Genomic DNA, 14,871 nt, shown 5'->3' on the forward strand with positions numbered 1-14,871 from the left:
TTCAGGAAAGCCAAGTATCTTTCAGTCTCTGAGATAGTCGGCTATCGCCAGAAAGTTCTTCTCCAATTGATACATCTGCGTTGCCATAAAGCGATAGAAATCTCCCCAATGCGTACGCCGGTGTATGTCTATTCCTTCGTGAGCGGTATAAACCCGGGCAACCTGTTCACCTGATTCGCGTACAAAGCAGATATCCCAGATCAACTCTTCCATGCCCTTCTCCAATGACTCTTTATACCAGGTCAGCTTTTCAAACATCTCGAGCCGGGATTCTTCTTTGGAATGATTCACTTCAAGAATAACATAAGCGCCCTGGCGGTTGGCGTCAAACTTAAGCTCCACCCCTTTCACCTTTGTATCGTAGAGTCTCCACATCTTCTTTCGTCCATGCAGATAGGGTTGCACCTCACAGTAGGCGGCAAAACCCTCCCAAAACTCTACTTTCAACTGCTTCAGTTCTTCGCGGCTATACATTAACGATAGATATCTTTCTTTTTCAGTTCTACAATGGTGCCAAACTGTGCCAAGCGTTTCATATCAATATGTTTGGAGTTTCCAACAATCATATAAACCATTGGGTTATCCTTTACATTCAATTCATAGAAACGGATGATATCATCCATTTGCATCTGCTGGATATCGGCCAGGTAGGCTTTGTTCGGATCCTCGCTGTATCCTTCGCGCAAATAAGAGGCTAGTTTGGAGGATATGCGCCGGAAAGAGGGGTAATCGTTGCTAATATAGTTGTTCAACGTCTGCTTGAATGCATCCAATCTCTCCGGTCTCTCCGGCATATTCTTGATCAGTTCATCCAATACGGTCAGAGCATCCAGGGTTTTATCGCCCTGCGTGGAGAGCATGGTAATGAACTCACCAGGCTGTCCGGCCTGTTTAAACGGAGGAACAACAAAAGAGGCTGATACACGATAGGCAAACGAACGAAACTCACGGATCTCCTGAAACATAATAGAAGACATATCGCCACCGAAATAACCGGCAAAAAGCCTGGAGGCGTGGCGCAAGTGCATATCGGTTATCTGATCCCCTTTGGTGTATCCATAGATAATGGATTGCGAGAGATCCGGCATATTTAGGAAGAAGACCGTTGGTTTATCATATTCCAACGACTCGCGGTATATGGGCGATTGGCTCGCGGTTTGCATGGTGAGGGGCATGGTTGTCTTCAATACATCGGCCACCTTGGTTGCCGCAAGTGTCCCGGTGTAATGGAAATGACAAGCCACTTTCTGTACGGAGGAAAACTCTTTTAACAGATCCGCTCCTTTCAGTTTCTTCACATCGGAAAGGGGCAGCTTCTTCAGGTAGCGGGAGCGCTCCCCGTATTTCACTTTCTCAAGTAGGGCTTTGGCCAGGTTGTCATTCGATTTCACAAAGCCCTTCTCCATTATTTTCGCTTCATCGATCACCTGCTTGATTTTCTTTTCATCCGCTTTAGGTGACGTAAGGAATTCGGAAACCATGGCTACGGTCTCTTTAAAATGATCGTCGAAGCCTGTTACCTTCACAATAAACTCCTGATCGGTTGCTTCATACGAGAGGGTACTGCCTAATACCTGCAAGCGTTCGCGAAACTCATTGAATGTTTTCTGCTCCGTCCCGATGTAATTCAGGTAACTCGCCAGATAGAGCAATACCGGACGTTCCAGTGTGCCCACACCATACGAAAGGTTCAAGGTGAAGATGTTATTAACCGGATTCTCGGTTGCAAACAAGGTGGCCTGTTCCTGCAGGGTGATTCTTTCTACATCTTTCTTGAAATCGATAAAGCGCGGTTGTATTTCTTTCACCGGAAGCTTTTCCAGCTCACGGGCATACACGGAAGAAGAGTCTCTGTGCGGTGGAGTAACCGGTGTGAATGCAGGCTTCGGCAGATATTCTTTCGGGTATTTCCCCGTCTTCTTCGTGACATGCAGATGGTTGTCGGAAAAATACTTGCGAGCAATCGCACTGATATCCTCCCGCGTCAGCCGGTCGATAGCCGTCAGGCTTTCCATATAGTCGTGCCAGCTTTTGCCTTGTGAGTAGATACGCATCATCAACTGCGCACGCGAGTTGATATCTTCCAGGCTGGAGATATAGTCCCGCTTCTGTTCCAGTTTGAGGCTTTGGAATGTTTCCTCGCTGAAGTCTCCGTTTTTAATTTTATCGATAGCTTCCCACACCAGCTTCTCCGCCTTTTTATTGCTTTGGAAAAGAAGTTTCGGGATAACAACAACACCCAGGATGCCTGCCTCATTCATGCTTTCATTCAACGCCATGGTTGATAAAACCTGGCCGTCGACCATCAGTTTGTCTAAGAATCCGGTACCATTGGAGTTATTCAACAGACCTACGGCTATATTCAGTGCCACCTGATCACTGTGATTCGCCGGGACACCACGAAATCCCAAGGCTACCGCCTTTACTACCGGAACAGGAAACTTTATATCGACCGATTCCTTTCCCTTGAAATCGGGCAGCTCGACAGGTTCTTTCCGAGGGATATTGCCCGGTCGAATACGTGAAAATGTTTTCTCAAGGATAGGCATCACCTCTTCCGCATCGAAATCGCCGGAAAGAATGAGTCCCATGTTGGAAGCCACATAATAGGTTTCGAAGAACTTCCGCATCTCCTTCAGGCTTGGATTCTTCAGGTTTTCGGTATTTCCCAGTATTGGATACGCATAGGGATGCGGGCGGAAATAACGTTCTGTCAACCGCTCTATTGCCTGACTACCCATCATATCGCTATACATATTTTTCTCTTCATAAACTGTTTCCAGTTCACTCTGGAAAAGACGAAAAACAGGCGACAGCAACCGTTCGCTATTGATCTCTGCCCATTGAGCGAAGTATTGCGGAGAAAAGGTATTGAAGTAGACCGTATAATCATAGGAAGTGCCGGCATTCAATCCGGAACCGCCATAACGCGTGATCAATCGGTCGAACTCATTCGGCACCACATAGTCGGCAGCTTTTACGCTTAAGGCATTAATCTCTTGTTGTATCTGTGCGCGCTCTGCCTGATCTGTCGTCTGGGCTAATGCTTCATATTTTACTTCGATGGAATCCAATAAGAGCTTTTCTTCGGCATAATTCAATGTTCCGATCTTTTCCGTCCCTTTGAACATGATGTGTTCGAAATAATGCGGTATCCCTGTATCAGGAGAGTCTTTTGCCCCTGCCTTTACCAATACGGCACCAAAAACCTTAGGCTGACTATGGTCTTCATTCAGCCAAACGGTAAGCCCATTCTGTAAGGTGTATTCTTTTACTTGCAAAGATTCGGGTGTTTGCGCGTTTAATAACAAAGAACTGGTCAACATCATAAGAGTAAAATATGTTTTCTTCATTCCATATTTAGTATTGTTCCTTTTCGTTCGGGAAATCCTGTCGTTTTATATCTTCGATATAGTTTTGTACGGCACTGGTGATCACCTCTTCCAGGTTGGCATAACGACGTAGGAATCGTGGTGAGAAGCCTTTAGTCAGTCCCAGCATATCGTGCATCACCAATACTTGTCCGTCGACACCGCCTCCGGCTCCAATGCCAATTACCGGTATATTTAGTTCTGATGCTATACGGGTTGCCAGTTTGGCCGGTATTTTCTCCAAGGTAAGGCCAAAGCATCCTATCTCTTCCATCATGTGGGCATCTGCTATCAACTTTTCAGCCTCTTCTTCTTCTTTCGCACGCACCGTGTAGGTACCATACTTATTAATTGATTGCGGCATTAATCCTAAATGTGACATAACCGGAATGCCTGCGTCTATTATCTTTTTTACATCTTCTATGATTTCTTTCCCACCTTCAATTTTCAGAGCATCGGCTCCTGTCTCCTGCATGATGCGAATAGCCGCGTCTAATGATTTCAGCGGATTACCCGAACAAGTACCAAACGGCATATCAACAATAACCAAAGCTCTTTTAGTAGCGTTGACTACCGCTTTACCGTGGTAAATCATCTGATCCAACGTAATCGGTAATGTGGTCACATTGCCCACCATTACGTTTGAGGCGGAGTCGCCCACTAAAATAACATCCATACCTGCTTCGTCAATAATACGAGCCATGGAGTAATCATAAGCTGTCAGCATGGAAATCTTTTCTCCCCGCTGTTTCATCTCGATCAGGCGGTGAGTCGTCACCTTCCTGTTTTCTGAATCTCTTTTTGCAACTGACATAATCTATTATTTAAGTTATAGCTACAGCGGGCAAAGGTAAATAAATAATCAATCAGAAACCGTTTCCCTAAAAAAAGATTAGGCAGGCTGTCACGAAAAACAACCTGCCTAACACTTTATCATTCCTTTACGGATCAAAAATCATTCATCTTTTCGTCCATTTCTTTCAGCTCTTTGAGCTTTTGTTCCAACTGTTCTTTTTGTTTAATCAGTTGTAATTCTTCGTTACCTATTTTTTCTTTTCGGTAACGTTCGGCCCAAGCAATTACAGTTCCCAGCTCATCAAAAGTCAAATGCTTCAAATACCTTTTTACCAGTCTTATAGGATCCTGTTGGGCAGTCTTTCTGTAAGTTCTTTTTGGTGTCATAAATTCTTTTGTTTATATATTATTATATGCTTTTTATATAATAACAAGAAAAGCTTTCAGTTTGTTTTATCTTCCAATATATTAGCTATTTCTCCCCTCTCGATCTACCATGTAAGCCTGTCGAAGCAAGCTTTATTTTTGGAGTTTTTCTCGGGATTTCCTTTTTATTTGATAATTTCGCTTTTCAAAACGCTAATTAAACATCCAATTCCTATGATCGATACAACAGATATCAACAAAAGTAATAAAGAGTATGCCAATCCGGCTATGCACACAGCAGAGCATATCCTGAATCAGACAATGGTGCGCATGTTCGGTTGCCAGCGTTCACGTAATAGTCATATAGAAAGAAAAAAGAGCAAGTGTGACTACTATTTAAATGAGGCTCCCACACAAGAACAACTCGCGGAAATCGAAAATACCGTAAATGACATTATCTCTAAGAATTTGCCTGTTACCATTTCATTTGTTTCTAAAGAGAATGTCCCGGATGAGATAGATTTAAATAAACTTCCTGAAAATGTAAGTGAGACATTACGCATTGTCAGCGTTGGCGATTACGATAAATGCGCTTGCATTGGCGAACACGTTAAAAACACATCAGAGATTGGTCGTTTTAAAATATTGACTACTGATTATACCGATGGGCGACTTAGACTCAGGTTTAAAGTAGAACAGTAAGAAGGTTGTGGCAAATATTTTGCCATGTACTAAGAAGGAGCTAAGTAGTTAGAAATATCAAATTTCACCAACATATAGTCATAATCTTCTGTCATTGCAACTGCATATATCGAGTTGTCCTCTTTATTATAACATATATTGTAGAGGTCTATATCCGTGTTAAAACGTATTACGGGGTCTCCGTTCCAGTCAAAGACAGAAATATTCTTGTTGTTGGATTCTTTACTTCCAATCAAAATTGAAAAAATATACTCGTCTGATGTACAAATATCTAAGAAGCCCTGAATAGTTTCATCAGTAGGAATAGAGGACATGTTATTTTTATCTTCTAAAATAATAGGATAGAAAAGTTTTTCCTGAATAAAATCTATTGTATTACCTATCTTAAATGTTTCCAAAACAGCCCCATAGAAAGTGGCATGCGCTAATTTCATTCTATTTGGTGAAACGGATACTCGTTGACTAGCTCCTGTATATGCCCAAAAATCATCAGTAGAAAAATCATTATACTCACTCGTTTTTTCTCCGGCTTCTGTTCTCAATGAAAATCGACGGTTGTGATTCTCGGATGGAGGATAGACTCGGCTGTCTAATAAATACAGATTTTCGTCAATTATAAATAAATTCGATGGCCTTTCGATACCTTCTTTACTGTTTTCCGTGAAATCTTTTTTCGAATCGAATGTCAATAGATTTTCCGGATCATCATTTACGGTAAAAATAAAATATTGGTTTGTGTTCACCTCCAGTACGGTCACTTTTTTTTCATTTTTATTATAATCAAGAGATTCACACCAAGTAGCTATTTCTTCCGGTCCTTGTCCTCTTGTCACATATCCCCCAAGATAATCTCCAGTTTGTTTATCGTAAACATGAAGATTGTTATTGTCGGTTAAAACATTTATTACAATATAATTGTCAAATGATATTATTTCCCTGGGACTTTTCAGTAAAAATGTATCCTGAACAACTGAGTACTTCACATTTATCTGCTTGTCAAAAGCTGGCGGGGAGAATTCTTTATGTTTCGTATCACATGATGCAAACATACATATTATGACCATCAAAAGAACTACTCTGTATATATAATTCATAAATAAAAATTGTATTTGTAAAGCACAGCAAAATAGATGTTTTTATTTACTCCTAAAAATAGTAATTATTATTCTCTATATAACCATTCTCCGTAAGAATTCGTTTCAAACTATTGTTTACATACACTGCATGCCCTACATAATTCGTTGTCTCGGTTTGGGTCAAGGATGAGGCATTGATAGCCGAACCGATCACCGGCGAGGTGGAATAGTTCGGATTCCATTTCTTTATATAAATCCTTCAAAAACAATCTCCAGGCTATCTCTGTTATGGATTTTATATCTTCTTCCTATACCATCAAAGTCATAATTTACAAATTCGGAGTTTTCATTATGGAATTCTTGAGGCGGAGTATCATGCCTTAATTTTTCAACATCTACAAGATTGCAATTACATGAATTGTCATAACCGGATGCTTTTATATACAACTCATGTTCTATCGGATCATATTCGTCAAACACAATCATATACTTTTGGTAAAGTATGTATCCAGCTAATAAATATGTTTGATAATATAGACAATCTATTATTGTGACATAACAATCATCTTTTTTCTTAGTAAAAATAACTTTGATAATATTTGCATACTCTTTCCAAAAAGAAAATAATTCGTTATTATTATAAACACTATCGTATAAACAGATCGTACTTTTAATAGCTGAAGATAATGCGGGTGATAAAGCATCCTCCATTTCGTCAGTAAGGAGAACATCCTCCACCTCTGTTGCTTCATTGGGCTGATCCGAGGCTTTCTTCTTGCAGGATCCTACGACTGCCAGTAGAGCTAATCCGATAAAAAATAACACTATCCATCTCATGACTAAATCTTAAGTATTTATATAAACCCTTCAAAAACAAGCTCCAGGCTATCTCTACTATGGATCTTATAAATTCGTCCAATAGGGTCAAAATTACCTTCGCGTAGATCTGAATTTTCTATTTCAGTATAATCGGCAAGAGGTTCTGTCTCTAATTTGTCAAAATCAACAAGATCACAATTACATTTTTCGTCTAAATTATACATATTCACATATAGTTCATCCTCATTGTCATCATAATAAATCATATACGAATTGACTATTTCATAGCCTTTTAATTTTTTTCTCTGATAATAAGGCATATCATAAAGAACCAAAAAACATTCACCATTTGATCTTCTGAACTCCATTTTTATCATGTTTGTTTCTGTAGATATTTCAGATTTTCTATCATCGTAAAGCTGTATCAGATCTTCGATCTGGGCAAGTAGTTCTAATGATAAAGCACCATTACCTAAAGCTTCTGTTTCATTATTCTCTTTTGCTATTAATTGTTCTCGTTTTGACAAACATGAAGCAAAGAAAATAAAAACAAAAGAAAATACTATCCATCTCATAACTAAAATCCTAAGTTTCTGTAAAGCCCTTTTGGACTGTTGATTTTTCGAATAAACACATTACTCTGCCACGGTGTATAATGGTATAAAGTAGAGCTTAGTTTATGAAATACATAATGTTTTGGAAATACTGTATTTCTGCCATTTGTTTTAAACCATTGATCCGGATGTGTCATTCCTGCGTTTCTATAACTTTGGTATCTACTTGTAACATTCTGTATGTCGACACCAGAAGCCCCTTTTGTCCCTTCCCACCCCTTGTTATCCCCGGGATGAGAATGCATATTAAAAACCATATCAAACTTATTAAAGCGATCCAAATTTAGCGAAGGGAAAGATGCACTTTCTTTACCTGAAGTCCCAACAAAATACTCATTTACTCCTGATCCGGTTCTATATCCATCTATCCGAAACTCCACATCGGAATGCATTGCTCCATAATAGAATATTTTAAACATTTCATCCCTATTATTACTTACCGCATACCTTCCATTATAATCCATCCTGTCCTGAGTTAAGTCAGATAAATAGACGTGTCATACACAATAAGCGGATCTATTTCAGGCTTATTCGCAACAAACAACCTATCATAATCATCCTTCGTTCGTTCCAAAAGTTCGATCATTCCATTCTGTAACAACCTGTAGTCATCAATAAACATCCCCGTCGGATCCACAAACCGCATCGGATTATTCAAACAATACGCATACGGGCTTACCGAATAATACTTCTCCGCCAGCGGATCCATGGTCATAAACCTACCTAAGGCCGGGTCGTAGAAGCGGGCATCGTAATCGTACAGGTTCAAACCATGTTTATTATCATACTCCTTACCGGTGTATTTGTAAGGCTGGAGCTCAAGAGATTGACCTTCGCCATAACTCATGCCGAAAGGATACGTATTTGTCCACTGTACCTTTGAGGCCGAACCGTTCATCACCACTCGATTACTACCTAAATGATCCTTGGCATAAAAATAGTAATTATTATTCTCTATATAACCATTCTCCGTAAGAATTCGTTTCAAACTATTGTTTACATACACTGCATGCCCTACATAATTCGTTGTCTCGGTTTGAGTCAAGGATGAGGTGTTGATAGCCGAACCGATCACCGGCGAAGTGGAATAGTTCGGATTCCATTTCTTGATTACCTTCCGTTTCACTCCATCCGAACTGTAATAGTACTCATTCCGTGCCTCAGCCACCGGGCTCTTGATATCGATCTGATCCGGAAGGTTCAGGATGTTGTAGGTAACGGAGGTAATGCCCCGGTTCTTATCCTGCGTCATTGCTCCGTTCTGGTTATAGGTATATTCGGTCGCCTGGCTTACATAGTCCTTAAAGTCCTGTGACAGGCTATAGGTAATTGTGCCGGCAGCATCATTAGCACTTTGGATACGGTTGCCGTCACGTACAGTTGTGATATTGTCAACCAATGGCCAACTGCTTGCCGCTGAATTTCCGTAGCGCTTAATGGTCATCACATTGCCATTTTTATCATACGTATAGTTTGTAGCATAGTCGCCCGTGCCACTGTTCTTGGTAGCAGATAACAGACGGTTCAGTCCATCGTAGCCATAGGTATATTTACGGGTTACACCATTTACTGCCGTCTGCCCCGTCAGAATATTGCTACCATAACTATATGTCAAAGTCTCTGAAAAATTGGTCTCACCAATTGTCAATAAACGAGAGCGGACATCATACGTATAAGCCGCCTGCATACTGGAGGAGTTGCCTTTCTTATCAGTCAACAACTGCCCCAGCTCATTATAGGTTTTTGCCGACAAGACCTTTCCTGTCGATGCCCCGTTCCATTTATGCGTCGTGGTCGTTAGGCGGCGGGCATGGTCGTAGGCATAGAGGTATTCCTCGGTGTATTCCGTATTTGTCGGCGAGCGGTGCGAGAGGAAGCGTTTTTCCACCAAGCCATCGAAGGCATAAGAAACAAATCTGATTCCAAACAAGAAAAATAGGGTGATTATTATGAATAATTCCTTTTTCACGTAGTTTTCTTTTTGCAGAAGATAAAAAAATCAACTTTACTCGAATAGTTATGTTTATCTATCAATCTTCTCTTTGGTCATAAAATGACAACTATACCTTGAGGATATTGCTTGAATAAAAGTCACCTCTGCTTCATTTAAATCAAATCCAACACCAGCATCTTCAGTCTCAATATCTATAGAAAATACACATTCGAAATGATACTGATTTTTTAGCTTTTCAATTATATCCATCTTATCCTCAAAAAGCTTCTGAAAATACTGTATATGACGGGAAATATCTAATTCTTCACTAATCACAGGCGTAGATTGTATTGCCCACAATCCATGAGGTTGACGGCCAATTCTTGGAGAGTACTTTGAAGTAAACCTATCACCTTTATTAAAAAATCTACAAGGTTTTATACCTGTTTCCTTTGTCACAATATGGCAATCTTCATCATGAGTAATAACAGTAAATTCGCAAAATACTTTATCTAAAAAATAATCACATTTCATCTGATACATAGTTTAGTAGATATAGTCAAATAAATTTCCAATCCATTCTCCTGTGTGACTATTAATATAATCACCATTCGCATAATTTTAGTCGGTCAGCAGTATTATTTTAATAATAATTATCCTGAAGGCCAGCATGAGATACAAAGTCTAACACCACTAGTCCCAAGCAGTTTTAGATCATTAGCGGAGAACTCTATATTACACTGGCCTTCGTATTGATATAAAAACCATATGTTGATATCCGATTTTGCCACTCCAATCAATTCTAATAGAGCAAATTTTCCTTCAAGAATACTCAGAAAGTAATCTACAAAATCAAAGTATTCATCGCTCTCAGTCTCTTCCACTTCAAGACACCAAATATTACCTATCCGCTTAGTCGGTTCTATGCGGAGTAGTTTCGATACCTCATCTAACTGCTCCTCTGCAGAACATGAAATTTGTAAATTATATATATATTTTTTCATTATTTAAAATCCTCCAAAAAAGTCTATTGCATCCAAGCCTGTGTTAAAACTTTTCCCTTTGAACGAGCCAGTACCAGTTAATTTGATTTTGCCATTAACAATTTTAACATCTGGGTTTTTCCCAACCATCCTAGAGAAATCACCTGCTTTATTAAGAATATTCGGTTTTATTTGCCTATGAAAAGTTTCTGCGGGTACATCATTATAGTTGCAAAAACTATAGTTATCGTAATACCAGGCCGAGTGTACCGTAATGTTGTTCAATGTATAGTTGAGGGTATACCCTTTATATGAACTCCTTTGCCAAAAAGAGCTCTTATATCCAAGATCAATCAAACTTTCCAAACGTCTATTGTTTTTTTTGCTTGCATAACTACTCTTATCCAATTAGGATCGTCTAATACTTTTTCATCACCCCATTCTTTTTGATGAATATTATCCTCATATGAATTTAAAATTTTTCTGAAACGAGCCATCTCTTTCAAAGTTTTTTTATCCATATTTTTATTCCTCCATTCTGCGATAAAATCATCAAAACAATTATCATCTAACATATTTATATCTTCATAGTATGATGATACCTTATTAGGATTTAATCCAAGCCAATTTTTTCTCTGATCATCTATATTCGAGAAATCTCGAATCAAATTGTATATATTATCAATCCAATAACTTTCCATACATATCATCTATCATATTTGTATTCTTCTTTAGGAATACTTCTTTTTATGTAGTTTTGTTCTTTTGCAAAAAGGAACTTAGAGAAGTTCTTTACAAACTTGCTAAATTCAAGGTATTCTTACGCATCTTCTTTATATTTTAATTCCATTATGCAAAAGCAAAGCGAAACTTGCTATGCGTCTACCTACTTCGGTACATTTTCTTCAATAATTTCAAAATAGAAATCAGCACAATTAAACCGTATATACCCAACTGGAGAAAAATCGAACTTGAATTCGATCATATACATGGTTCCTTTTTTTAAATAAGAGAATTCTGTTATTTCTAATGCCCCGCTATTCCAAGTTCCTGAATGCTTGAAGTTAAAATCAATATTTCCTGCGTAGTCAAATACCAACTTCGTTTGCATTTCTAAAAATACAATCTCGTCTTTTAGATCTTCTTGACCGCACCAGTCTATTTTAATTTCAATTATTGGATGTTCTTTATATATCCATTCTATGGATAAAAGCAAACTTTCATCTAAAATTATGTTATCGACCTCTTCGTTTCTATAAATATGTTTTCTCATTATTATTTTGTTTTTATGGCTTGTCCATTTCTTATTCTCTCTACTTCCTCGTAGGTAGGAATATGTGTTTTTTTAAGATCTGGACCTTCTTGAACAGTCCCATCAGGTCGTGTATTTGTATATTTCTCATGCGTATGACTCGTCCCATGACTTGTTTGTGTTTTCTTATCGAAGTGAGGACGAGTTTGCAATACATCCGTCCGACTACCATCCGGATGTATATAAGACCCTTTTGGAGTAGTCTGCAAATCTATCACTTTGCCGTCAATATCGCCCACAAATCGGGCACCTTTCGTGCCTTCTGTTGTTCTGTTAAGCGCTTTCGTGGCATTTGCCGTTTTATCAACCGTTTTAGCTGCTTTAGTAGCATCAACAACTTTATCTGCGGCTCGAACACCTTTTATTGCAGCTCCTGCACCTCCCGGCACTACTGGCAAAGCCACTGCAGCCACATCGACTACAACCCCGATCGCGTCTACAACTGCTGCACCAACATTACCTTGTTTGACATTTTCGACAAAATTTTTAGCACCGGTCACAAGACTAAAAATATCCCACGCTGACTCTATCCATTTCCCTGTCGGATCCACAAACCGCATCGGATTATTCAAACAATACGCATACGGGCTCGTACTGTAATACTTCTCCGCCAGCGGATCCGGGGTTAGGAAAATACCTAAGGCCGGGTCGTAGAAGCGGGCACCGAAGTCGTATAGGTTTAAGCCGTGCTTATCATCAAACTCTTTGCCGCCATACTTTATCTGTTGTCGACCCTGGTCTCCTCTATCGCCATAGAGCATTCCGTAAGGATAATAATTTAACCATTGGTACATCGAATCCGTCGGTGTCGCGACCAACCGTGTATTAGCCAGGTAATCTTTCAGGTAACAATGATACACATTATTTTCGATATAACCAGCGCCTACATAGACCCTTTTCAAGACATTATTCACATATTCCACATTCCCCACATAATCCGTCGTCTCGGTTTGAGTCAAGGATGAGGTGTTGATAGCCGAACCAATCACCGGCGAAGTGGAATAGTTCGGGTTCCATTTCCTGATCACACGGCGTTTCACTCCGTCTGAACTGTAATAGTATTCATTCCTTGCTTCCGCTACCGGACTCTTGATATCGATCTGTTCCGGAAGGTTCAGGATATTGTATGTCACCAAGGTGATACCCCGGTTCTGATCCTGGGTCATTGCTCCGTTTTGGTTGTAGGTATACTCCGTTGTCTTATTCACATAATCCTTGAAATCCTGGGACTGGCTATCGGGGAAGTTGGCCACCCCATCGGTCGCTTTCACAATACGGTTTCCATCACGTACCGTCGTGATCTGGTCGATCAACCCGTAGGTCTGATATGCCTTACGGCCATAACGCTGGATGGTCGCCATATTGCCGTTTTTGTCATAGGTATACGAGGTAGCAAAGTTACTGCTTGAACTTAAGCTGAAAGCAGCATTCGTCAGGCGACCCAGACCGTCGTAGGTAAAGTCGTATTTCTTATTACCATAATAGAGATAGGTCTGATAGGAGGCAATATTACTACCGTAGGTATAGCCAAAGTGCTGATTGAAAAAGCCCCGGGTGATATATTCCGCTCGTGAGCGCACATCATAGGAATGAGTGGACTGCATACGGGTTATCCCCATCGGTACATTACTATTTATACGTCCAAGCGCATCGTAGGTGTTTGCCTCCAATACCACCCCTGTCGACGCACCGTTCCATTTATGCGTCGTGGTCGTTGGGCGGCGGGCATGGTCGTAGGCGTAGAGGTATTCCTCGGTGTACTCCGTATTTGTCGGCGAGCGGTGCGAGAGGAAGCGTTTTTCCACCAAGCCATCGAAGGCTAAGGAGAGAAACTCCTTATTGATCTTCCCGTTATGGTCTTTATGTTTTGTTTGCACCATACGCCCGCGGTTATCATAATAGTAAACCGTAGAGAGGGTCGTTGTCGTTCCTTTGAGCATCATATGCAGTTCGCCGGTCAGAAGGCCTTGTGTCTTTGTCGCGTCTACAATGGAATAACCCGAGCGTGTCTCTTCCTTAAAATCGGTGGTACTACTGCTTCGCGCGGGAACATCATTATAGTTGCAAAAACTATAGTTATCATAGTACCAGGCCGAGTGTACCGTGGCGGTGGTCAACGGATAGCTGAAGGTATACCCTTTATAAGTGTTTGTCCCTCCTGTATGGGAAGCTTTCACCACGGTACCTTGCAGCGGATCTGTATCGTAAAAGAGGGAGTTCTTACAGATTCCTTCCAATACCACCCGTCCAAAAAGATCGGGAATCGTAAAACGCCATTCGCTGCGCGCACGCTGTTCACCATCCTGGCTGAAGATCAGCCGATCCGCCTTGTCGTAGATATAATAGATCCAGTCCGCACCCGGCAGCTTCTTGGCAATGCAATGGCCCCGTTCGTTATACTTATACATATAGGATGTATGGAGATTGGATTTATTCTTTCGTTCTTACAGAACTCATTATTACACATTCATAAATCCCCAGGGTGGCACAGACCTTCGGCCTGCTTACCCTGGGCTAAATCTTCGTCCCTCCGGAACTCGGTCTTGCAGACCCACAGTAGCCTTCAGCCACATAAATGAAAATCTTCCAATCCTCACATACCTTTAAAGTAGATTACGAGATCTCTTTTTATACATTATATATTATAGAGCTTCTGCCCCTTCTTTCTTTCCGCGAAAAGAACAAATAAAAGGTCAGATAGCCATTCATCGAATGAAATGAATTTCAGGATGTCAGGCAATCAGATTTGGAAAGAAAGGAAATTAGGGGTTAGTGGGGGATTCAAATATTGTAATCTGTGAAGATCCAAGGAGTACCGAAATAAGTATCCAAAAGCTCCCCTTCTTAGAAAAGAAGGGGGTGGACCGCTGCTCGCAGCGGTGGGGTAGTTTGAATTCTTT

At 40.4% G+C, this 14,871-nt stretch carries 16 protein-coding genes; 1 reads left to right on the forward strand and 15 read right to left on the reverse strand.

All coding sequences use genetic code 11. The features are described 5' to 3' along the window. Nucleotides 1-21 precede the first annotated feature (21 nt). The 4 genes from M2137_RS03290 to M2137_RS03305 all read right to left on the reverse strand — a co-directional run bounded on the left by M2137_RS03290 (nucleotide 22) and on the right by M2137_RS03305 (nucleotide 4,553). Nucleotides 22-474, reverse strand: a complete 453-nt coding sequence (locus M2137_RS03290) for a DUF4268 domain-containing protein (protein WP_280765030.1) — start codon at nucleotides 472-474, stop codon at nucleotides 22-24. Next, complete coding sequence (locus M2137_RS03295; protein WP_280765055.1) at nucleotides 474-3,326, reverse strand: M16 family metallopeptidase; 2,853 nt, start codon at nucleotides 3,324-3,326, stop codon at nucleotides 474-476. Before M2137_RS03295 ends, M2137_RS03290 begins: the two co-directional genes overlap by 1 nt. 34 nt (nucleotides 3,327-3,360) lie before the next feature. After that, entirely contained in the window at nucleotides 3,361-4,185 is an 825-nt protein-coding gene (panB, locus tag M2137_RS03300) for a 3-methyl-2-oxobutanoate hydroxymethyltransferase (protein ID WP_280765031.1), read from the reverse strand. A 134-nt stretch (nucleotides 4,186-4,319) separates the two neighbouring features. Further along, complete coding sequence (locus M2137_RS03305) at nucleotides 4,320-4,553, reverse strand: hypothetical protein (protein ID WP_280765032.1); 234 nt, start codon at nucleotides 4,551-4,553, stop codon at nucleotides 4,320-4,322. A gap of 213 nt (nucleotides 4,554-4,766) precedes the next feature. On the opposite strand from M2137_RS03305, the gene M2137_RS03310 reads away from it, so the two are divergent. Next, nucleotides 4,767-5,234: a hypothetical protein gene (locus tag M2137_RS03310; protein ID WP_280765033.1), complete on the forward strand. Its 468-nt coding sequence runs from the start codon at nucleotides 4,767-4,769 to the stop codon at nucleotides 5,232-5,234. Between the two features lie 29 nt (nucleotides 5,235-5,263). Here the strand turns inward: M2137_RS03310 and M2137_RS03315 are convergent, their stop codons facing one another. The 11 genes from M2137_RS03315 to M2137_RS03365 form a co-directional block, all read right to left on the reverse strand. Beyond that, nucleotides 5,264-6,283 carry a BF3164 family lipoprotein gene (locus M2137_RS03315; protein WP_280765034.1) on the reverse strand — a complete coding sequence of 340 codons (1,020 nt, stop codon included), beginning with the start codon at nucleotides 6,281-6,283 and terminating at the stop codon, nucleotides 5,264-5,266. A 273-nt stretch (nucleotides 6,284-6,556) separates the two neighbouring features. Further along, the gene (locus M2137_RS03320) at nucleotides 6,557-7,147 is read right to left on the reverse strand and encodes a hypothetical protein (protein ID WP_280765035.1); all 591 of its coding nucleotides are present in this window, start codon (nucleotides 7,145-7,147) and stop codon (nucleotides 6,557-6,559) included. Between the two features lie 17 nt (nucleotides 7,148-7,164). Further along, nucleotides 7,165-7,704 carry a hypothetical protein gene (locus M2137_RS03325; protein WP_280765036.1) on the reverse strand — a complete coding sequence of 180 codons (540 nt, stop codon included), beginning with the start codon at nucleotides 7,702-7,704 and terminating at the stop codon, nucleotides 7,165-7,167. Between the two features lie 2 nt (nucleotides 7,705-7,706). Further along, nucleotides 7,707-8,207 (reverse strand): JAB-like toxin 1 domain-containing protein, encoded by a 501-nt coding sequence (locus tag M2137_RS03330; protein ID WP_280765037.1) that lies wholly within the window; start codon nucleotides 8,205-8,207, stop codon nucleotides 7,707-7,709. 11 nt (nucleotides 8,208-8,218) lie between these two features. After that, entirely contained in the window at nucleotides 8,219-9,712 is a 1,494-nt protein-coding gene (locus tag M2137_RS03335; protein ID WP_280765038.1) for an RHS repeat-associated core domain-containing protein, read from the reverse strand. Between the two features lie 54 nt (nucleotides 9,713-9,766). Beyond that, nucleotides 9,767-10,210 (reverse strand): DUF4279 domain-containing protein, encoded by a 444-nt coding sequence (locus M2137_RS03340; RefSeq protein WP_280765039.1) that lies wholly within the window; start codon nucleotides 10,208-10,210, stop codon nucleotides 9,767-9,769. Nucleotides 10,211-10,329: 119 nt separating this feature from the next. Further along, entirely contained in the window at nucleotides 10,330-10,680 is a 351-nt protein-coding gene (locus tag M2137_RS03345; RefSeq protein ID WP_280765040.1) for a hypothetical protein, read from the reverse strand. A gap of 3 nt (nucleotides 10,681-10,683) precedes the next feature. Next, entirely contained in the window at nucleotides 10,684-11,025 is a 342-nt protein-coding gene (locus tag M2137_RS03350; protein WP_280765041.1) for a hypothetical protein, read from the reverse strand. Then, nucleotides 11,013-11,360, reverse strand: a complete 348-nt coding sequence (locus M2137_RS03355; protein ID WP_280765042.1) for a hypothetical protein — start codon at nucleotides 11,358-11,360, stop codon at nucleotides 11,013-11,015. Before M2137_RS03355 ends, M2137_RS03350 begins: the two co-directional genes overlap by 13 nt. A gap of 185 nt (nucleotides 11,361-11,545) precedes the next feature. Then, nucleotides 11,546-11,932 carry a hypothetical protein gene (locus M2137_RS03360; RefSeq protein ID WP_280765043.1) on the reverse strand — a complete coding sequence of 129 codons (387 nt, stop codon included), beginning with the start codon at nucleotides 11,930-11,932 and terminating at the stop codon, nucleotides 11,546-11,548. A 2-nt stretch (nucleotides 11,933-11,934) separates the two neighbouring features. Further along, the gene (locus M2137_RS03365; protein ID WP_280765044.1) at nucleotides 11,935-14,379 is read right to left on the reverse strand and encodes an RHS repeat-associated core domain-containing protein; all 2,445 of its coding nucleotides are present in this window, start codon (nucleotides 14,377-14,379) and stop codon (nucleotides 11,935-11,937) included. Nucleotides 14,380-14,871 lie beyond the last annotated feature (492 nt).

The sequence above is a fragment of the Parabacteroides sp. PFB2-10 genome, assembly GCF_029893085.1.
GTDB lineage: Bacteria > Bacteroidota > Bacteroidia > Bacteroidales > Tannerellaceae > QVMG01.

Coding starts and splice junctions, on each gene's coding strand:
- M2137_RS03290 (WP_280765030.1), bottom strand. CDS start 474: ATGTATAGCCGCGAAGAACTGAAGCAGTTGAAAGTAGAGTTTTGGGAG.
- M2137_RS03295 (WP_280765055.1), bottom strand. CDS start 3,326: ATGTTGACCAGTTCTTTGTTATTAAACGCGCAAACACCCGAATCTTTG.
- panB (WP_280765031.1), bottom strand. CDS start 4,185: ATGTCAGTTGCAAAAAGAGATTCAGAAAACAGGAAGGTGACGACTCAC.
- M2137_RS03305 (WP_280765032.1), bottom strand. CDS start 4,553: ATGACACCAAAAAGAACTTACAGAAAGACTGCCCAACAGGATCCTATA.
- M2137_RS03310 (WP_280765033.1), top strand. CDS start 4,767: ATGATCGATACAACAGATATCAACAAAAGTAATAAAGAGTATGCCAAT.
- M2137_RS03315 (WP_280765034.1), bottom strand. CDS start 6,283: ATGTTTGCATCATGTGATACGAAACATAAAGAATTCTCCCCGCCAGCT.
- M2137_RS03320 (WP_280765035.1), bottom strand. CDS start 7,147: ATGAGATGGATAGTGTTATTTTTTATCGGATTAGCTCTACTGGCAGTC.
- M2137_RS03325 (WP_280765036.1), bottom strand. CDS start 7,704: ATGAGATGGATAGTATTTTCTTTTGTTTTTATTTTCTTTGCTTCATGT.
- M2137_RS03330 (WP_280765037.1), bottom strand. CDS start 8,207: ATGGATTATAATGGAAGGTATGCGGTAAGTAATAATAGGGATGAAATG.
- M2137_RS03340 (WP_280765039.1), bottom strand. CDS start 10,210: ATGAAATGTGATTATTTTTTAGATAAAGTATTTTGCGAATTTACTGTT.
- M2137_RS03345 (WP_280765040.1), bottom strand. CDS start 10,680: ATGAAAAAATATATATATAATTTACAAATTTCATGTTCTGCAGAGGAG.
- M2137_RS03355 (WP_280765042.1), bottom strand. CDS start 11,360: ATGGAAAGTTATTGGATTGATAATATATACAATTTGATTCGAGATTTC.
- M2137_RS03360 (WP_280765043.1), bottom strand. CDS start 11,932: ATGAGAAAACATATTTATAGAAACGAAGAGGTCGATAACATAATTTTA.
- M2137_RS03365 (WP_280765044.1), bottom strand. CDS start 14,379: ATGTATAAGTATAACGAACGGGGCCATTGCATTGCCAAGAAGCTGCCG.